15 protein-coding genes are annotated in these 18840 nt (G+C 56.2%); 6 read left to right on the forward strand and 9 right to left on the reverse strand.

The features are described 5' to 3' along the window. Positions 1-14: 14 nt before the first annotated feature. The 3 genes from feoA to greB form a co-directional block, all read right to left on the reverse strand. Positions 15-242, reverse strand: a complete 228-nt coding sequence (feoA, locus tag ACOTXC_RS15030; RefSeq protein WP_022649633.1) for a ferrous iron transporter A — start codon at positions 240-242, stop codon at positions 15-17. 336 nt (positions 243-578) lie between these two features. Then, complete coding sequence (locus ACOTXC_RS15035; protein WP_421767808.1) at positions 579-2909, reverse strand: Tex family protein; 2331 nt, start codon at positions 2907-2909, stop codon at positions 579-581. A gap of 87 nt (positions 2910-2996) precedes the next feature. Further along, positions 2997-3470, reverse strand: a complete 474-nt coding sequence (greB, locus tag ACOTXC_RS15040; protein ID WP_022649631.1) for a transcription elongation factor GreB — start codon at positions 3468-3470, stop codon at positions 2997-2999. A gap of 228 nt (positions 3471-3698) precedes the next feature. Between greB and ompR the strand changes: the two genes are divergently transcribed. Both ompR and envZ read left to right on the forward strand, forming a co-directional pair. Next, entirely contained in the window at positions 3699-4418 is a 720-nt protein-coding gene (ompR, locus tag ACOTXC_RS15045) for a two-component system response regulator OmpR (RefSeq protein WP_001157751.1), read from the forward strand. After that, the gene (gene envZ, locus ACOTXC_RS15050; RefSeq protein ID WP_003861615.1) at positions 4415-5761 is read left to right on the forward strand and encodes a two-component system sensor histidine kinase EnvZ; all 1347 of its coding nucleotides are present in this window, start codon (positions 4415-4417) and stop codon (positions 5759-5761) included. Before ompR ends, envZ begins: the two co-directional genes overlap by 4 nt. A gap of 93 nt (positions 5762-5854) precedes the next feature. Here envZ and pckA read toward each other — a convergent pair whose 3' ends face one another. Further along, positions 5855-7471, reverse strand: coding sequence for a phosphoenolpyruvate carboxykinase (ATP) (gene pckA / locus ACOTXC_RS15055; RefSeq protein ID WP_046620356.1), 1617 nt, complete (start codon positions 7469-7471; stop codon positions 5855-5857). 376 nt (positions 7472-7847) lie between these two features. Between pckA and ACOTXC_RS15060 the strand changes: the two genes are divergently transcribed. Then, positions 7848-9605: a DUF4153 domain-containing protein gene (locus ACOTXC_RS15060; protein ID WP_280005255.1), complete on the forward strand. Its 1758-nt coding sequence runs from the start codon at positions 7848-7850 to the stop codon at positions 9603-9605. Positions 9606-9727: 122 nt separating this feature from the next. Here ACOTXC_RS15060 and hslO read toward each other — a convergent pair whose 3' ends face one another. The 4 genes from hslO to ACOTXC_RS15080 form a co-directional block, all read right to left on the reverse strand. After that, complete coding sequence (gene hslO, locus ACOTXC_RS15065; RefSeq protein WP_006812239.1) at positions 9728-10612, reverse strand: Hsp33 family molecular chaperone HslO; 885 nt, start codon at positions 10610-10612, stop codon at positions 9728-9730. Between the two features lie 18 nt (positions 10613-10630). Continuing rightward, positions 10631-11032, reverse strand: coding sequence for a ribosome-associated heat shock protein Hsp15 (hslR, locus tag ACOTXC_RS15070; RefSeq protein ID WP_003861618.1), 402 nt, complete (start codon positions 11030-11032; stop codon positions 10631-10633). Then, positions 11029-11712, reverse strand: a complete 684-nt coding sequence (gene yrfG, locus ACOTXC_RS15075; RefSeq protein WP_023314955.1) for a GMP/IMP nucleotidase — start codon at positions 11710-11712, stop codon at positions 11029-11031. The genes hslR and yrfG overlap by 4 nt, the downstream gene beginning before the upstream one ends. A gap of 64 nt (positions 11713-11776) precedes the next feature. Then, positions 11777-13915 (reverse strand): intracellular growth attenuator family protein, encoded by a 2139-nt coding sequence (locus tag ACOTXC_RS15080; RefSeq protein WP_063163904.1) that lies wholly within the window; start codon positions 13913-13915, stop codon positions 11777-11779. A 327-nt stretch (positions 13916-14242) separates the two neighbouring features. On the opposite strand from ACOTXC_RS15080, the gene nudE reads away from it, so the two are divergent. Beyond that, on the forward strand, positions 14243-14803 hold the full coding sequence (gene nudE, locus ACOTXC_RS15085) for an ADP compounds hydrolase NudE (protein WP_003861622.1): 561 nt from the start codon (positions 14243-14245) through the stop codon (positions 14801-14803). 93 nt (positions 14804-14896) lie between these two features. On the opposite strand, the gene mrcA is transcribed toward nudE, so the two are convergent. After that, on the reverse strand, positions 14897-17449 hold the full coding sequence (gene mrcA, locus ACOTXC_RS15090; RefSeq protein ID WP_045308980.1) for a peptidoglycan glycosyltransferase/peptidoglycan DD-transpeptidase MrcA: 2553 nt from the start codon (positions 17447-17449) through the stop codon (positions 14897-14899). Between the two features lie 120 nt (positions 17450-17569). Between mrcA and pilM the strand changes: the two genes are divergently transcribed. Continuing rightward, the gene (pilM, locus tag ACOTXC_RS15095) at positions 17570-18343 is read left to right on the forward strand and encodes a pilus assembly protein PilM (RefSeq protein ID WP_022649626.1); all 774 of its coding nucleotides are present in this window, start codon (positions 17570-17572) and stop codon (positions 18341-18343) included. Continuing rightward, positions 18343-18837, forward strand: coding sequence for a PilN domain-containing protein (locus ACOTXC_RS15100; RefSeq protein WP_023307110.1), 495 nt, complete (start codon positions 18343-18345; stop codon positions 18835-18837). The genes pilM and ACOTXC_RS15100 overlap by 1 nt, the downstream gene beginning before the upstream one ends. Positions 18838-18840: the final 3 nt, after the last annotated feature.

Here is an 18840-nt window from a genome sequence, read left to right on the forward strand (position 1 = left end):
AAACCGCTGGCTTGTTAACGGGATAAAGATTCAACTTCAATTAATGCGAGGTCTTTTTTACGCAGAACCAGATTAACGCGTCGGGTTTCGATATGAACAGGATCGCCCAACGGCGCCACGCGCACCACCTGGAATGATGAGCCGGGTAGCATGCCCAGTGACAGTAGCTTCTGCCGATAGGCCGGGCTTATCTCACGGGTAAAACCGATAATTTTCCACGCACTTTCTGGAGTGAATTGCATAGCGCCTGATTCCACGAGAGGTTAAATAATCAACACTGCGATGATAATGAGAATAGTTTTTATCAGCAATAATAAAAATGTAACGGGATGTTGTTAATCGTATTAATTTGCGGTCTGCTTGACCTTGCTCAATATTTGCGGGAATACCCGGGAAGGAATAAAAAGCGTATTTGTTAATGGAGTGATAAATAGCGGTTTAAATATGGATATGCAATCGGTTTCATATTTTACGATATAATTTTTCCCCTCACCCCGGCCCTCTCCCCAAAGGGGCGAGGGTGTTCAAGTTCCCTCTCCCCTTTGGGGAGAGGGTTAGGGTGAGGGGCATTTACAGGATTAGCGTTTCTTACCCATCGCCGCTGCCAGAGCATCCATCATCGCGCTGTTGCCTGCTGGCTGTGCGTCACGTCCGCGTGGCTTCGCGGCTTTCGCTGCCGGACGCTGCTGTTCACGGCCTCCGCCATTACCGCCACGGCGCGCGTTAGTGTCGCCCGGCTGCTCGTCCAGACGCATGGTCAGGGCGATACGCTTACGCTGAAGATCCACTTCCAGCACTTTCACCTTCACGATGTCGCCCGCTTTGACCACGGTGTGCGGATCTTCAACGAACTTGTCGGCGAGGGAAGAGATATGCACCAGACCGTCCTGATGCACGCCGATATCCACAAACGCGCCAAAGTTGGTGACGTTGGTTACCGCCCCTTCCAGCACCATGCCCGGCAGCAGGTCGTTCATGGTTTCCACGCCGTCAGCAAAGGTCGCGGTTTTAAACTCAGGACGCGGATCGCGGCCCGGTTTTTCCAGCTCTTTGATGATGTCAGTGACCGTCGGCACGCCGAACTGTTCGTCGGTAAAATCCACCGCTTTCAGGTTACGCAGCGCGCTGCTGTCGCCCATCAGGTCTTTCAGCGCCTGCTGGGTGGCGGCCAGGATACGCTCGACAACCGGATAGGCTTCCGGGTGAACGGTAGAGGCATCCAGCGGGTTATCGCCGTGGTTGATGCGCAGGAAGCCCGCGCACTGCTCAAAAGCTTTCGGCCCCAGACGGCTCACCTTCAGCAGCTGCTGGCGGTTCTGGAACTGACCGTTCTCATCACGCCAGGCGACGATATTCTGCGCCATCATACGGGTCAGGCCTGCTACGCGGGTCAGCAGCGGAACGGAAGCGGTGTTCAGGTCCACGCCGACGGCGTTAACGCAGTCTTCCACCACCGCATCCAGCTTGCGCGCCAGCTGCGTCTGGCTCACGTCGTGCTGATACTGGCCCACGCCGATGGATTTCGGGTCAATTTTCACCAGCTCCGCCAGCGGATCCTGCAAACGACGGGCGATAGAGACCGCACCGCGCAAGGAAACGTCCAGTTCCGGGAACTCCTGCGCTGCCAGCTCAGAGGCGGAATAGACAGATGCCCCCGCTTCGCTGACGATCACTTTCTGCGCCGTCACTTTCGGGAACTGCTTCTGCACGTCGAGATAGAAACGTTCGGTTTCGCGGGACGCCGTACCGTTACCGATGGCAACCAGCTCAACGTTGTACTTCTCGCACAGCGCGGCGACCACGATAGCCGCTTTCGCTGCCTGACCGGTGTGCGGGTAAATGGTGTCGGTGGCAACCAGCTTGCCGGTGCCGTCAACCACGGCCACCTTCACGCCGGTGCGCAGACCCGGATCGAGACCCATGGTGGCGCGCAGGCCAGCCGGCGCAGCCATCAGCAGGTCGTGCAGGTTACGGGCGAAGACGTTGATCGCTTCGTCTTCGGCGCGCTCGCGCACGGTGCCCATCAGCTCGGTTTCGAGGTGCATGAGCACCTTGATGCGCCAGGTCCAGCTCACCACGCCTTTGCGCCAGCTGTCCGCCGGGGCGTTGTTCAGGCGCAGACCGAGGTGATCCATAATGATCTGCTCACAGTGGCTCTCTTTAGGCGGCTCGTCAAACTGCGGATCGGCCTTCAGGGAGAGCTGCAGCACGCCTTCGTTACGACCGCGGAACATCGCCAGCGCGCGGTGAGACGGTGCGGTAGAAATGGGTTCGTGGTGATCGAAGTAGTCGCGGAATTTCGCGCCTTCGTCCTCTTTGCCGGACACCACGGTGGAGACGATATGGGCGTTCTTCCACAGGTAATCACGCACTTTGGCCAGCAGCGCCGCGTCTTCGGCGAAGCGCTCCATCAGAATGTAGCGAGCGCCGTCCAGCGCGGCTTTGGTGTCCGCTACGCCTTTTTCGGCGTCGATAAATTTGGCGGCTTCGGTTTCCGGATCGTGAGACGGCTCGTTCCACAGCAGGTCGGCCAGCGGCTCAAGGCCGGCTTCGATCGCAATCTGCCCGCGCGTGCGGCGCTTCGGTTTGTACGGCAGATAGAGATCTTCAAGTTCGGTTTTGCTCAGGGTACCGTTAATGGCTTTTTCCAGGTCACTGGTCAGCTTGCCCTGCTCGCCGATAGATTTGAGGATCGCCTGACGTCGGTCTTCCAGCTCGCGCAGATAGCCCAGACGGGTCTCAAGGTTACGCAGCTGCGTGTCATCCAGACCGCCGGTGACTTCCTTACGATAACGTGCAATAAACGGCACGGTGTTCCCTTCATCAAGCAGACGAACGGCAGCTTCTACCTGTTCGGCTCTGGCCTGAATATCACCCGCAATAATGCGGCAGAGCGACTCTTTCATCATGGTCAGTTCATCTTGTGGATCGAAAATCAGGGGGATAGTTATACGGGCTGACACCAAAAAATGCCAGCCGGGGAGGGCGCTCTCGGACTATTTAACATACTCGATTTCGTTGACGTACCAGCTTGCTTCACCCGCGGGCGTCTGGACAACGGCTAAATCGCCCACCTCTTTTTTCAGCAGGGCGCGGGCCATGGGTGAATCGATAGAAATGTAATCCTTACGACCGAAAATTTCATCATAGCCAACGATACGAAAACGCAGGGTGTCGCCGTTGTCGTTTTCAATTTCGACCCACGCGCCGAAAAACACTTTACCTTCCTGTTGCGGGGAGTAATCGACAATTTTGAGATTCTCGAGGCATTTCGTCAGGTAGCGTACCCGGCGATCGATTTCGCGCAGTCGCTTTTTATTGTACTGATAGTCCGCATTCTCGCTGCGGTCGCCCAGACTTGCGGCCCAGGTGACTTTTTTGGTCACTTCCGGACGCTCTTCGCGCCACAGGTAATCCATCTCTTTTTTGAGTTTCTCGTACCCTTCGCGGGTGATCAGAGGCGTTTTCATGGTGCTGCCTTTAATGCCGGTTAACTGTCTTTGCGCACAATACGTAGCGCACAGTGTAACAGACAAGATTAATAATGATTTATGTGATGAAATGAACAGATAAGCTGCTGTTAAATATGCTTTGTAACAATTTCGTCTAGAATTTATACCAGAATTTGCTGGTCGAACCCGTGCACTTTTTTAGAATACGCTGTTCCAGGCTTATCCGAACCTTTGGGAGTACACACAATGCAAGAGAACTACAAAATTCTGGTCGTAGATGACGACATGCGCCTGCGTGCGCTGCTGGAACGTTATCTGACCGAGCAGGGCTTCCAGGTTCGTAGCGTCGCGAACGCGGAACAGATGGATCGTCTGCTGACGCGTGAATCCTTCCATCTGATGGTGTTGGACCTGATGCTGCCTGGCGAAGATGGGCTCTCTATTTGCCGTCGTCTGCGTAGCCAGAGCAACCCGATGCCAATCATCATGGTGACGGCGAAGGGTGAAGAAGTTGACCGTATCGTCGGCCTTGAGATTGGCGCTGATGACTACATTCCTAAGCCGTTCAACCCGCGTGAACTGCTGGCGCGTATTCGCGCCGTGCTGCGTCGTCAGGCGAACGAGCTGCCGGGCGCGCCGTCTCAGGAAGAGGCCGTCATTGCATTCGGTAAGTTCAAGCTGAACCTCGGCACCCGTGAAATGTTCCGTGAAGATGAGCCAATGCCGCTCACCAGCGGCGAGTTTGCGGTACTGAAAGCGCTGGTCAGCCACCCGCGTGAACCGCTTTCACGTGACAAGCTGATGAACCTGGCGCGCGGCCGTGAATACTCCGCAATGGAACGTTCTATCGACGTGCAGATCTCTCGTCTGCGCCGCATGGTGGAAGAAGATCCGGCGCATCCTCGTTATATTCAGACCGTGTGGGGTCTGGGCTACGTGTTTGTCCCGGACGGCTCTAAAGCATGAGGCGAATGCGCTTCTCGCCGCGAAGTTCGTTTGCCCGCACGCTGTTATTGATCGTCACCCTGCTGTTTGTCAGCCTGGTGACGACCTACCTGGTGGTGCTGAACTTTGCGATCCTGCCGAGCCTTCAGCAGTTTAATAAGGTGCTGGCATACGAAGTGCGTATGCTGATGACCGACAAACTGCAACTGGAGGACGGCACGCAGTTGGTTGTCCCCCCGGCGTTCCGTCGGGAAATCTACCGTGAGTTGGGCATTTCTCTCTACTCGAACGAAGCGGCGGAAGATGCCGGCCTGCGCTGGGCGCAGCACTATGAATTCCTTAGCCAGCAGATGGCGCAGCAGCTTGGCGGCCCGACGGAAGTGCGCGTTGAGGTCAATAAAAGCTCGCCGGTTGTCTGGCTGAAAACCTGGCTGTCACCCAACATCTGGGTGCGTGTTCCGCTCACCGAGATTCATCAGGGTGACTTCTCACCGCTGTTCCGATACACCCTGGCGATCATGCTGCTGGCCATCGGTGGCGCATGGCTGTTTATTCGTATCCAGAACCGACCGCTGGTCGACCTGGAGCATGCGGCATTGCAGGTTGGTAAAGGTATTATCCCACCGCCGCTGCGCGAGTATGGCGCATCGGAAGTGCGCTCGGTAACGCGTGCTTTTAACCACATGGCGGCAGGCGTTAAACAGCTGGCTGACGACCGTACGCTGCTGATGGCGGGGGTTAGCCATGACCTTCGCACCCCGCTGACACGTATCCGGCTGGCAACAGAGATGATGGGCGAGCAGGATGGTTATCTTGCAGAGTCCATCAACAAGGATATCGAAGAGTGTAACGCCATCATCGAGCAGTTTATCGACTACCTGCGCACCGGGCAGGAGATGCCGATGGAGATGGCGGATCTGAACGCGGTTCTGGGCGAAGTTGTTGCCGCCGAAAGCGGCTACGAACGTGAAATTGCGACCGACCTTCAGGCGGGCGAGATTCAGGTACGTATGCACCCACTCTCCATCAAACGCGCGGTAGCGAATATGGTGGTCAACGCGGCGCGCTACGGCAACGGTTGGATCAAAGTCAGCAGCGGTACGGAACTCAACCGCGCCTGGTTCCAGGTGGAAGACGATGGCCCGGGCATCAAGCCTGAGCAGCGTAAGCACCTGTTCCAGCCGTTTGTGCGCGGCGACAGCGCGCGCAGCACCAGCGGAACCGGCTTAGGCCTGGCGATTGTGCAGCGTATTGTTGATAACCATAACGGACTGCTGGAAATTGGCACCAGCGAACGGGGTGGTTTGAGCATTCGCGCATGGTTACCGGTGCCGGTTTTACGGGGGCAGGTGAAAGAGAGTTAAAAAAGGGTGGGGCCTGATGCCCTCACCCCGGCCCTCTCCCACGGGGAGAGGGAGAAAACATTAAAAAAGGCAACTTTCGTTGCCTTTTTGCTTTTACCTTGGTCCCGCACTCACCAGCGCAGCACCCGCCGGGGTGTCGGTATACTTCTCAAAGTTTTCGATAAACAGTTTCGCCAGCGATTCTGCCTTCTCGCGCCACTGTTCCGGTGAACCATAGGTGTTACGCGGATCGAGGATACGCGTATCCACGCCAGGCAGCTCTGTTGGGATCGCCAGATTGAACATCGGCAGCGTAAAGGTCTCGGCGTTATCCAATGAACCATCCAGAATCGCGTCGATGATGGCGCGGGTATCTTTGATGGAGATACGCTTGCCGGTACCGTTCCAGCCGGTGTTCACCAGATAGGCCTGGGCACCGGACGCCTGCATGCGTTTCACCAGCACTTCCGCGTACTGCGTCGGGTGCAGCGACAGGAACGCCGCGCCGAAGCAGGCGGAGAAGGTTGGGGTTGGCTCGGTCACGCCGCGCTCGGTACCCGCCAGTTTAGCGGTAAAGCCGGAGAGGAAATGGTACTGAGTCTGGCTGGCGGTCAGGCGGGAAACCGGTGGCAGCACGCCGAACGCGTCTGCGGTCAGGAAAATCACCTTCGTGGCGTGGCCCGCCTTCGACACCGGCTTCACGATGTTGTCGATGTGGTAAATCGGGTAAGAGACGCGGGTGTTTTCGGTTTTGGACGCATCGTCGAAGTCGACAGAGCCATCGGCACGCACGGTGACGTTTTCCAGCAGCGCATCGCGGCGAATCGCGTGGTAGATATCCGGCTCTGCCTCTTCCGACAGGCGAATGGTCTTCGCGTAGCAGCCGCCTTCAAAGTTAAACACACCGTCGTCGTCCCAGCCGTGCTCGTCGTCGCCAATCAGACGACGTTTTGGATCGGTGGACAGCGTCGTTTTACCGGTGCCGGAAAGGCCGAAGAACACCGCTACGTCACCTTTTTCACCGACGTTCGCCGAGCAGTGCATGGAGGCGATACCGCGCAGCGGCAGCAGGTAGTTCATGACCGAGAACATCCCTTTCTTCATTTCGCCGCCGTACCAGGTACCGCCGATCAGCTGGATACGCTCGGTCAGGTTGAAGGCGATGAAGTTTTCGGAGTTCAGACCCTGCTCTTTCCACTGCGGGTTGGTGCATTTCGCGCCGTTCATCACGATAAAGTCAGGGGTGAAGTTTTGCAGTTCTTCATCGGTCGGACGAATGAACATGTTCTTCACGAAATGCGCCTGCCAGGCCACTTCAGTGATAAACCGAACGGAGAGACGGGTGTCGGCGTTAGCGCCGCAGAAAGCATCGACGATGAACAGACGCTTGCCGGAAAGCTGATGGGTGACGAGCCCTTTCAGATGCTGCCAGGTTTCAGGAGAGAGCGGTTTGTTATCGTTCTTCCCTTTGCCTTTATCGGCCCACCACAGCGTATCGCGGGTGGTATCATCTCGGACGATGTATTTATCTTTCGGCGAACGGCCGGTAAAAATACCGGTATCGACGGCGATAGCACCAAGATTCGTCAACACACCTCGCTCGTATCCTTCCAGTGCCGGATTGAGCTCTTCCTGATACAGCGTATCGTAATCGGGGTTGTAGACCACTTCCTGGACGTCGTGAATACCATAAGCCTTGAGATCTTGCGGGGTTAAACCATTAACACGCATATCACTGCTCCTTAGCCAATATGTACTGCCTGAAATTGTAGGGTTTTTCTGGGGATGTTAACCGCGACGGGGCTCATAGATTTACGTATCTGGTCAAAACCCTTACTAACGGAAAACGCTGCGACTCCAGTCACAGGGCGGGCAGATTATCGCAGGAATCGCTTTTTGGTTGGGGAAAATGTTCTTAAAAGGTTAATCTCTGGTGAATTTATCCAGAAGAATGTGAATGTAATCGCATACATGAAAGAAAATTACGTAAGAGTTACATTGGGAAAACGATTCAGGTCTCTTGGGTCAGCTATTTTCAGAGTTTGAGGTGGGGGCCAGAGTTTTGCCTTGATGAGACAATAGATTTTTCATGAACAAGGGATGAGAAATGGAAAACCGTGAGACGTTATCTCCTTCAACGCGCGTAGCCGTCGTGCTGGCGGGGGCTCTACAGGGCGTAATTTGCTATGTAATTACGTGGTATATCGAGTACGCAAAATTGCCATCGGATACGCTGTGGCTGATGTGTGTAGTACCTGCCACCGTGGTAATGACAACCACGTTGTCTCTTGCCATGACGTCATTCAGAAAGCCATTTTTGTGGCTGTCACTCGGGATGATCGGCGCGGCAGTCGCGGGTATGGGCGGCTGGCTTAAGTGGAGCGTTGCAGGACTCGAAAGCTGGAATCTCAGAGATGAGATGCTCGTTTTCGGCTTTCATCTGCTGCTGATGACGCTGTTCGTGTTGCCATGGCTTCAGCGGCGTCTGGATCCCGTCCCGACTACCTCGTTCTACAGCGACTTTTATCAACGAAACTGGCATAACGCGCTGACGCTGCTCATTATTTTTGTTTCGAATGGTCTCTTCTGGCTGGTGCTTTTCCTCTGGGCCGAGCTTTTCGAACTTATCGGCATCGGCTTTTTTGATCGGCTTTTCTTTCATTCTGACGGGTTTATTTCAGTGGCGATTGGCGTGGTTTCAGCCAGTGCGGCCGTGCTCACGCGTATGCAGGTAAGGTTAATCCTTGCCCTGCAAAATCTGCTGACCCTCATAGCCACCGGTCTGCTTCCCCTGATGGCGGCGCTGGCGCTGCTCTTTATTGGCGCGTTGCCTTTTGTCGGCTTTGAATCCATTTCAGCCAGAATATCCGCCGCGGGCTTGCTGACCACCTTAGCGCTGCTGCTGTTATTCCTGGTGACGATAGTGTGGCATCCACAGCGTCAAACGCTGCCTTACTATGCCCCGCTGCGAGGGATGATTCGCCTTGCTGTGGCTATCGTACCCGCGTACCCGGTTCTGGCGGGGTGGGCGCTGTGGCTACGCATTTCGCAATACGGCTGGTCACCCGAGCGTCTGTACGGGGTATTGATAACCATCGTGGCGCTGGTCTGGGCGGTCGGTTTTTGCGCCAGCGTTCTGATTCAGCGCCGTGAACCGCAGAAGATCCATGCGTACGTCATACCGGCGACCGGGCTGCTTTCCCTCATCTTCCTGGCGTTGATCCATACCCCCGTGCTGGATCCGTGGCGAATAAGCGTTGCAAGCCATATGGCCCGCTATCAGGACGGCAGAATAACGGCGGATCAAGTCAGCCTGTATATGCTCAGTAACGCTGGACGAAAGGGGCGGGAGGCGATGCTCACGCTGCAAAACGATCCGCAGTTTATCTCTAACCCAAAACGCCAGCGTGAAATAAATGGTCTTCTCTCCAGGAACGCTGGCGGAGCAGGTAAGATGACCGCCGCGATGCTGGAAAAACAGGTCCAGCTCGCACCGGGAATGGCTCGTCCTGATAAGGCATTGTGGCAAGCCATGCTCAGCAATCAGTATCGCTTTGAGAGCTGCGATAGCGCCCAGAGTAACTGTTTACTCATGCCGCTGGATCTTAACGGCGACGGCAAGCCTGAAGCCGTGCTATTTCAATTTACCGATCGCACGATCGTGGCTTACACACAAACCAACACGGGCTGGAGGATCGCCGGGGACGCGTGGAAAATGCCGGAGGCATTGACCAGAGAAGAACTTGACCGCGCATTAAGGCAGAGGAAAGTGAAATCTGTCGTGAAGCCCTGGGCGGATATTGAGATTTTTGGGGAGCGTGTCGATATGAGCTACGACAGTTACAATAATGCGCGGCGGCGTTAGTGCTCTTTCTTGCCGGGTGGCGCTACGCTTACCCGGCCTACAATTAGCAATCATATCAAAAAATTGCACAATTCATTGTAGGCCCGTGCAAGCGTAGCGCCGCCGGGCAACAGGCTCAGAGCTTAGTGAACCTGCGGATCCGCCGGAGAGGCGTTATTGCGGATCTCCGCGATATCCATCGAATTGAACACGTAGTGCGTACCGCAGTAGTCACAGTGCATATCGATTTCACCGTCTTCCGCCATGATGCTGTCGATCTCTTCATCCGGCAGCGTTTTCAGGGCGCCAGCACAACGCTCGCGGGAGCAGGTGCACTTAAATTCCACCGCCTGCGGATCGTAAACCGTCACTTCTTCTTCGTGGTAGAGACGCCACAGCACGTCGGTCGCCGACAGGGTGAACAGCTCTTCCGCTTTGATGGTTTCCGTCAGCGTTGCCAGATGCTCGAAATCATTGGTCTGCGCATCCTGCGCAGGCAGAACCTGAAGCAGCATACCGCCGGCAGCAGGCTGACCATCCACTTCACCGGTGCGGATGAACAGACGGGTTGGCAGCTGTTCGGAACGCATGAAGTAATCTTCCAGGCAGGCGGCAAGCGTATCGCCTTCCAGACCGACAACGCCCTGATAGCGTTCCCCCTCTTCAGGCGAAATCGTGATGACCAGGTAGCCGTTACCGACCAGCGTTTTCAGATCCGCATTTTCAGGGATATCGCCCTGAACGCGCGCCACGCCGCGCATCTGCTGCTGGTTATTGCCGTTGATCACCGCCAGCGACATTGGGCCATCGCCCTGCAACTGGACGGTAATATCGCCAGCGAACTTCAGCGTGGCGGTCAGCAGGCTGGTGGCAACCAGCAGTTCGCCCAACAGGGTTTTTACCGGCAGCGGGTAGTTGTGGTTTTCCAGAATCTGTTTCCAGGTTTCGGATACGGTGACCAGCTCGCCGCGCACGGCGAATTGTTCAAACAGATAGCGGTGTAATTGGTCGTGTTGGGCCATTTTCATCTCTCATGCAGGTGAGGGTTACTCGCTCTCACCGTGTTTAAATTTCATCAGATCGCGGCGCTCTTTTTTATCCGGTCGCCGGTCCGGGTGAGGCATCGTCAGCGCGTTCATTTTGCGCGCCAGCGCGGTTTTCTCGCGCTTCTCTATGCTTTCGGCCGTCTCTTCATACAGCAAAACGGCTTCGGTTGCGGGCCGCCGCTGTTCGGTAATGGCTTTCACCACCACCGTTTTCTCATCGTTGCCCTGGCGAAGCGTTAACGTGGCATTCAGTTCAACCAGCTTGCTCGGTTTGCTGCGCTGACCGTTGTAATGCACCTTTCCGCCGTCAACCATTTCACGGGCAAGGGCGCGCGTTTTGTAAAAACGGGCGGCCCACAGCCATTTATCCAGTCTTACCCCATCAGAGGGTTTTTCTTTCATGGCGTCTCCTTCACGGTGAGTGAGGGGATCATCCGGCGATAGTCGTTCAGCCCCGGATGTCTCAGATAGCTTTTTTCAGCCAGGCCGGAATCAGGATTGGTCACGCCCAGGCAATAGCGAATGCCAAATGCGGCCGCAGAATCCAGAATCGGCTCGCTGTCGTCAATGAACAGCGTGCGTTCCGGCTGTAAACCGGTCTCTTCCACCACGGCATGCCACAACCGCTGATCCTCTTTCGGATAACCAAATGTGTGGGTGGAAAGCAATAAATCAAGGTGCGAAGCAAGACCGGTATGTTCCAGCTTCACGGCCAGGTTATGGGGATGCGCATTTGTCAGCAAAATACGGCGCTTACCGCAGGCTTTCAGCGCGTCTAGGAACGGGACCGTATCTTCGCGCAGTACGGCGCGTGCGCCCTGGGCGGTGGTCATGGCGCAAATATCCAGACCGAGTCGCTCGCTCCAGTAGTCAAGACAGTACCAGTTTAGCGTATGCTGCACCGCGCTATATTGCGAACGAATGAATTCCTGCGCTTCCGCCGGGGAGATCCCCTGCTGTTCACCGTATGTTTCCGGGACCAGCTTTTGCCAGAAATAGTTATCAAAGGCGAGATCGAGCAGCGTGCCGTCCATATCAAGCAGGACGGTATCGACCGCCTGCCAGTCGATATCAAGATGCATAAGGGGGAACTCCAGCCAGAAGAAACGTGCGCGACAGGGTAGCACAACTTGTCGCGCAGAGACGTTATCCGATCAGGCTCTCAGAAGAGGAGATCAGTTTCGGGTTAAGGCAATTTTCGTAGTAGGCCTGGATTTCTGCCAGTCGCGTGCGGGAGCGCTGATAGCGGCGTACGGCCTGATAACCGTTCCAGACAATACACGCCAGCATCGCAATCAGCAGCAGGGATGTCCCTACATAGCGCCACAGGCCAGCGCTGTCCGGCATGCGGTGCAGGCCAATATGACGCGTGCCGTTGGCATCGGTAAACAGGGTAGTGACGATCCCTTCTGCGCTGAACGGCGTTCGCATCAGCATCTGCGCCAGACGCTGAAATTCGCTCCACTGTTCCTGAGCAGGATAGTCATACAGCGAAACCTGCGGATAGGGTTGATCCACCAGGTCGCTGCCTTCATCGCTGGCAATCACAAATCCGCCTGGCGCCGGGCTGTTAAGCGCCTGGGCGGCACGGGTGGTTTCACGCATCACGAAGGGGGCGGTAGAGGTCGCCACCAGGTTATCCAGCGACTCGGCGCTGACCGGACGCAGAAGCACATTCACACCATCGAGGCGTCCCGCTTCGGCGCGTTTCACCAGCGCGTCCCAGTCTTTGCTGTTGCCGAGGTTGACCAGCGCGTTCTTCAGCCGGATACAGTCATCCTGAGCTGAGCAGAGATCTTCTGTTTTCAGGACGATTTCGCCAAAGTCATCCAGCAGCACCATGCCGGACTTCTGAATGGCCGAACGCAGGGCAGGGCTGACGCGAGAATCATCATCCGGTTTTGGATGGAGCTGGCGATTAATCGTCTGGGTGAGCGCGGTGGCCTTATTGACCACATCCGATTCCGGAAGCGGCAGCGGAGAGGCGTCATTCCAGATGATCTGAGAGCAGTCGAACGGCGCGAACGGCGAGTTCTGGCGCGTGTTCCAGGCGCCCGGTGAGTGGATATTACACATCCCGGTGCCTTTCAGCCGCAACGTATCCCCCACGCGTACACCCGCTTCTTCGAGCTGCTGTACGCTGGTGGCTTCCACGGTTTGCGCCCCTTTGATCCATGACAGGGTAAATTTAATCGGCATATCCAGCGGCACGAAAAGCAGCAGCATGAGGAAGATTAACGCGGCGCCACCGGCAATCACCGCGCTGCGAAGCCAGTGCTGAAGCGGGAAGTTTTTTACTTCGTCGTGCAGGGATAAGTAACGTCCCTGGCGTACAACGTGGCGGTCGAGATAGATATCAATATCCGTTTTGTGGCCCAGGTCCTGCGCAATCCACGGCTGCCAGTGGCGCGGATAGATGAGATCGATGATCCCGAGCGAGATATTGTTGATATGTTCCTGATCGTTTTCGCCGAACAGTCCCCAGCGTTTTGGGGTTCCGCGCAGGCAGTGAATTTCGCGTAATGACGTTTTTGCCGGCGGGGCAAATATGCCCCACAGCCCGGCGGCCAGAAGCAGTACTGCGCCACCCGCGAGCCACGGAACAAACACGTCCGGCGTCAGCAGGCAGATAAAAAAGAGCAGGAACGAGACGACAATCAGCACCGCTTCGCGAATGCCATCCGGGCGGCTCAGGACGTACTCTTCATGCGTTTCCTGGCGGATGTTGAGCAGTTCAATCTGCTCTGTCTCTTCACCACGAATAGAGGCCTGCGTTCCGCTCGCGCGTTCCAGCGCAAAGCGTGGCGCTTCCTGAACATATTCGCTCAGAGTATGACCATTAAGGGAGATAACCAGCGGCAGCGTATCGGTATGGATGAGCTCGACGCTGTTTTCGTCGTTGATATACTGCTCCCAGAAGGGAGGCAGGTGCACTTCAACAGAGTCGAGATAGTAACGCCATTTGTTGGGATCGTCGGTTGTGATGCCGTAGCGGGTAATAGAGCGCGTTACGCACAAAACTGTGTCGCTTTGTGCGTTAAGGTTGAGCGATACGGGGGCGGCGCTGGCGCCGGTAGGGCCAGGCGAAAGCCGGGATCGGTTCAGCGTGTCGAGATACTGCTCAACGGTGCTGCGTTCCTCTGGCGAAAGCTTGCGCGTGTTTGCCCCGGCAAACGCGTTCAAAAAGGGCAGCCGATAACGGCGATGTACGCGGCGCCTGAATACCCACACCGCAATCGACGCGCAGGCCAGCACAGCAGCGAGAAAAATCAAAATGGTGCTCATGCTTTCCCCATCTTACTTATCTTCTTACAGGTGTTGTCAGTCGCACCTTTTGTACAATGAATGAGATTCTGTGGTCGGCTATCGGCAAGTATGGAGTCTAACTTGAGCATGTTGACGCGCATCCCAGTGACCGGTAATGATAACAAAGCCTGTTCCGGCGCGATATCAGCAAATTCCTGGAAACTTTTCAACCTCTTGACATTTGTTTTGAAATGAGAATTGCCTACAGTTACGTTGCATAAATGTAAATAAAGAGCAATTGACATTGCCGAAACCGTGCGGCGTATCGCACAATAAAGCCAGTTCACCCAGCAAAGACCCGTCAAGATGACCAAACCCTTACAAAAGCCCACCATTCTGAATGTTGAAACCGTCGCAAAATCGCGTCTGTTTAATGTTGAAAGCGTGGATCTGGAGTTCAGCAACGGTGTGCGTCGTGTTTATGAGCGTATGCGCCCCTCCTCGCGTGAAGCGGTGATGATAGTGCCTATCGTCGACGAGCACCTGATCCTCATTCGTGAATACGCCGTGGGCACAGAATCCTACGAGCTGGGCTTCTCCAAAGGACTGATCGATCCGGGCGAAACGGTGTTTGAAGCGGCAAACCGGGAGCTGAAAGAAGAGGTCGGCTTTGGCGCGAAAGAGCTGACGTTCCTGAAAAAGCTGAGCATGGCGCCGTCCTATTTCTCCAGCAAAATGAACATTGTTGTCGCGGAAGATCTCTATCCTGAATCGCTGGAAGGAGACGAGCCGGAACCGCTGCCGCAGGTTCGCTGGCCGCTGGCTCATCTGATGGATTTGCTGGAAGATCCTGACTTTAACGAGGCACGCAACGTGAGCGCACTGTTCCTGGTGCGGGAGTGGCTGAAGGGGCAGGGGCGTTTGTAGCGCCACCCGTAAAAACGGCAACCGAAGGTTGCCGTTTTGCATTACGCTGTAGGCCGGGTCAGGCGTCGTCACCGCCCGGCTTTTTTGTTGGCGTCAGAACAGTTCGTGCGTTTCGCCGTTATCAATGATTTCGGTACCCACCTCATGCACCGCCTGCGTGGTTGGCTGCGTACCCTCGATGAAATACTCGGCACGGCTGTTGCCGCCATTCGCGAGCTGTCCGGTGCTGCGGTCAATATTGATCGTGACAATGCCCGGCGGAGGCGTTAGCGGCTGCTCCGGCACGCCCTCGAGAGCGGCCTTCATGTAAGCATCCCAGGCCGGTTGCGCACTCTTAGCCCCACCCTCGTAACCGGAAATCTGATCTTTAATTGCGCCAGAAGCGGTTGTGCGTCCAAGAGTGCGGCGGTGATCGTCAAAACCAATCCAGACCGAGGTGACAACGCCCGGGCCATAACCTGAGAACCAGGCATCTTTTGAGCTGTTGGTTGTGCCTGTTTTGCCGCCGATGTCGCGGCGCTGCAAATCGCGGCCCGCTCGCCAGCCGGTGCCTTGCCAGCCCGGTTCGCCAAAGATGTTGGTGTTCAGCGCGCTCTTAATCAGGAACGACAGCGGCGTGCTGATCACGTGCGGAGCATACTCCTGCGCGCCACTCTGGGCGACCAGCGCCTGATTGGCCTGTTCCAGCTGAGGCTGCGGCACCGCCAGATTCTGACGTTCCTGAGAGATGGCAACATCTTCCATATCCTTGTTTTCAAGGACATTGGATTTTGGTGTGTCGCCGTAAATCACCGGAATATCGCATTCAGGGCAGGCAATTTTCGGCTTCGCTTCAAACAGTACGCCGCCCTGATCGTTCTCGATTTTGCTGATGAAATACGGATCGACCAGGAAGCCGCCGTTTGCCATTACCGAGTAGCCACGTGCGACCTGGAGCGGCGTGAAGGACGCGGAGCCGAGCGCCAAAGATTCGGTATGAACGATGTTTTGCGCCGGGAAGCCGAAGCGTTGCAGATACTCTGCCGCATAATCAACGCCCATCGCACGCATCGCGCGAACCATGACCACGTTCTTCGACTGGCCAAGGCCCTGACGCAGACGGATAGGGCCAGCGTATTGCGCCGGAGAATTCTTCGGCTGCCAGTCAGAGCCCGCACCGGCATCCCATCGGGAAATTGGCACGTCGTTGAGAATGCTGGCGAGCGTTAGCCCCTTGTCCATCGCCGCGGTATACAGGAACGGTTTGATGTTCGAACCGACCTGACGCAGCGCCTGGGTTGCGCGGTTAAATTTGCTCTGGTTGAAATCGAACCCGCCAACCAGCGCCATCACGGCACCGTTCTGCGGATTGATGGAGACCAGGGCAGAGTTGACGTCCGGCACCTGTGCCAGCCACCAGGCATCGCCTACCTGACGCACCCAGATTTGTTGTCCGGTTTGTACCACATCCGTCACTTTACGTGGAGTAGGCCCCTGAAGGGTGTCAGAACGGTACGGACGCGCCCAGCGGATACCCTCCATACGCAGCGAAACGGATGTACCATCGGCCATCATCGCCACCGCTTCCTGCGGATCGGCCTGGGTGACCACCGCCGGACGCAGCGGGCCATAGGTCGGCAGCGCTTTCAGGGAATCAGTAATTTTTTTGCTGTCCCATGCGCCTTCGCCCACTCTCCACAGCACGTTGGACGGGCCGCGATAGCCGTGACGCATATCGTAATCCATCACGTTATTACGCACCGCCTGCTGGGCAGCCTGCTGCACCTTGCGGGTCACGGTGGTATAAACGCGATAGCCGTCTTCATATGCTTTGTCGCCGTAGCGGCGCACCATCTCCTGGCGAACCATTTCCGTCAGATACGGCGATGAGAAAGCAATTTCCGGTGCATGGTAATTGGCATCAATCACATCGCTGCGTGCCCGATCGTACTCATCCTGGCTGATGTAGCCTTCGCTCAACATACGCGATAGCACAACGTTACGGCGCGCGGTGGCGCGGTCCAGCGAGTAGAGCGGGTTAAACGTTGATGGTGCTTTTGGCAGGCCGGCAATGGTCGCCATTTCGCTCAGCGTGAGCTGATCGATCGACTTACCGAAATAGACCTGAGCCGCAGCCCCTACACCATAGGCGCGGTAGCCCAGATAGATCTTGTTGAGGTAAAGCTCAAGGATCTCGTCTTTGCTCAGCAGTTGCTCAATGCGGATCGCGAGGAACACTTCTTTGATCTTACGTATCAGCGTCTTTTCCGGGCTGAGGAAGAAGTTACGCGCCAGCTGCTGGGTAATGGTACTTGCCCCCTGAGAGGCATGACCGGAGAACAGCGCCACGCTTGCCGCACGGAAAATACCGACCGGATCGACACCGTGGTGCTCGTAAAAACGGCTGTCCTCGGTGGCGATAAAAGCCTTCACCATCACGGGTGGAATTTGATTTAAGGTCAGTGGGATACGACGTTTCTCGCCGTATTGCGCCATCAGTTCACCATCGGCGCTATAGACCTGCATAGGGATCTGAAGCCGCACATCACGAAGTGTGGCGACATCAGGGAGTTGCGGCTCGACATATTTGTACAAACCAATAATCGAGCCTGCTCCCAGCAGAATGCAACAGACTGCAAGGATCAATAAATACTTTACGAACTTCACCGGAGATTTCCCATTTGGTTTAGCCTGGGCAGTTTCTAAACAATCGCGCGGTAGTATAAAGGCAAGCCTGATTCATTGATATAGCCGTCACTCCGACGGGCGATAAGGAGATCGTGAAGTATGGCTTTTAAAACGTGGCAAACAGGCGTTCATATTCAACAGGATAAGGTGATTGCCGTGGCGCTGACCAGAGAGCGGGCCGGCTGGCGTTTACGGCGCTGGTGGGCGGTGCCGCTGTCGGACGGGGTTATCGGTGAAGGCAAAATACTTAAGCCAGAACAACTGGTTAACGCATTACGTGGCTGGCGGAAAACATTGCCGCACTCGCATCGGGTATTTCTCTCATTTCCGGCAACGCGCGTTCTGCAACGCGCGTTGCCCCGTCCATCCGTTACCTTGCGTGACAGCGAACAGCTCACCTGGGTAGGCGCCGCATTAGCGCGTGAGCTGGAGATGCCTCCCGATACGCTCTGCTTTGACTACGCGCAGGATACGTTCAGCAACACTTTTCAGGTTACCGCCGCGCAAAACAGAGAGGTCGATACCCTGTTGTCGCTGGCGAAAGCGCTGCGTTTGCGCCTGGCCGCAATCGTCCCGGATGCCGGCGCACTGGCTAATCTTCTCTCTGCTGTTGCCCCCGTCCGGTGCGTAGCCTGGAGGGATAAACACCAGTGGCTGTGGGCGATGCGTCACCAGTGGGGGCGGCGCTACACCACAGAAGCGGCGACGGTGAATGAGCTGGCGGCGTTGCTTGCACTTTCTCCTTCTGATATCGCCGTGTTTGATGCTGCACGGGATCCCTGGGAAGCGGTGACGCTGTGTCAGCCGCCGTTGCCAGAATGTGGTGCTGATTACACCGTCGCCCTGGCGCTGGCCATGAGCGAGGCGCCGTAATGAGCATGCCCAATCTTTTACCCTGGCGTCGGCAGCAACGTAATCAGCGCCTGCGTTTTTGGGGGCTGCTGTTTACCGCCTCATTGTTGGTGATGCTGGCGGGAGGCGTCAGCCTTCGGGCGACGCAGACTCTCGCGTCACAGGCGTTGCAGAGCGATCTGGCGGGAACGCGTGCGGTGCAGAAGGTATTGAAAGCCCGTCAGCCGCAGTCTGCGGGGCTGGAACCCCTTTCGCAGCCGCCTGAGACGGTGGCATGGCAACCCGCGCTTGAATCCCTTGCCAGTGCAATGCCCCGGCAGGCGTGGCTGACGGCGCTGCGTTATCAGCCACCCTCGCTGATCCTGACGGGCTATACCACCTCACTCCCGACGCTCTCCGCCATGACCGATGCGCTGAAAAGGGTGACGGGGTTTAACCCCGGACCGGCAGGCGAATTGCAACAGGATAGCCAGGGGCGATGGATGTTCTCTTTTCAACTGCATAGCCGGAGGTAGCCA

The organism is Enterobacter cloacae complex sp. IR5428 (assembly GCF_049238585.1).
GTDB lineage: Bacteria > Pseudomonadota > Gammaproteobacteria > Enterobacterales > Enterobacteriaceae > Enterobacter > Enterobacter intestinihominis.

Bases quoted from the DNA above. Each gene is read 5' to 3' on its own strand.
- nudE (WP_003861622.1), top strand. From the start codon at position 14,243: ATGACCAAACCCTTACAAAAGCCCACCATTCTGAATGTTGAAACCGTC.
- ACOTXC_RS15080 (WP_063163904.1), bottom strand. From the start codon at position 13,915: ATGAGCACCATTTTGATTTTTCTCGCTGCTGTGCTGGCCTGCGCGTCG.
- ACOTXC_RS15060 (WP_280005255.1), top strand. From the start codon at position 7,848: ATGGAAAACCGTGAGACGTTATCTCCTTCAACGCGCGTAGCCGTCGTG.
- hslR (WP_003861618.1), bottom strand. From the start codon at position 11,032: ATGAAAGAAAAACCCTCTGATGGGGTAAGACTGGATAAATGGCTGTGG.
- hslO (WP_006812239.1), bottom strand. From the start codon at position 10,612: ATGAAAATGGCCCAACACGACCAATTACACCGCTATCTGTTTGAACAA.
- pilM (WP_022649626.1), top strand. From the start codon at position 17,570: ATGGCTTTTAAAACGTGGCAAACAGGCGTTCATATTCAACAGGATAAG.
- ACOTXC_RS15035 (WP_421767808.1), bottom strand. From the start codon at position 2,909: ATGATGAAAGAGTCGCTCTGCCGCATTATTGCGGGTGATATTCAGGCC.
- pckA (WP_046620356.1), bottom strand. From the start codon at position 7,471: ATGCGTGTTAATGGTTTAACCCCGCAAGATCTCAAGGCTTATGGTATT.
- yrfG (WP_023314955.1), bottom strand. From the start codon at position 11,712: ATGCATCTTGATATCGACTGGCAGGCGGTCGATACCGTCCTGCTTGAT.
- feoA (WP_022649633.1), bottom strand. From the start codon at position 242: ATGCAATTCACTCCAGAAAGTGCGTGGAAAATTATCGGTTTTACCCGT.
- ompR (WP_001157751.1), top strand. From the start codon at position 3,699: ATGCAAGAGAACTACAAAATTCTGGTCGTAGATGACGACATGCGCCTG.
- envZ (WP_003861615.1), top strand. From the start codon at position 4,415: ATGAGGCGAATGCGCTTCTCGCCGCGAAGTTCGTTTGCCCGCACGCTG.
- greB (WP_022649631.1), bottom strand. From the start codon at position 3,470: ATGAAAACGCCTCTGATCACCCGCGAAGGGTACGAGAAACTCAAAAAA.
- ACOTXC_RS15100 (WP_023307110.1), top strand. From the start codon at position 18,343: ATGAGCATGCCCAATCTTTTACCCTGGCGTCGGCAGCAACGTAATCAG.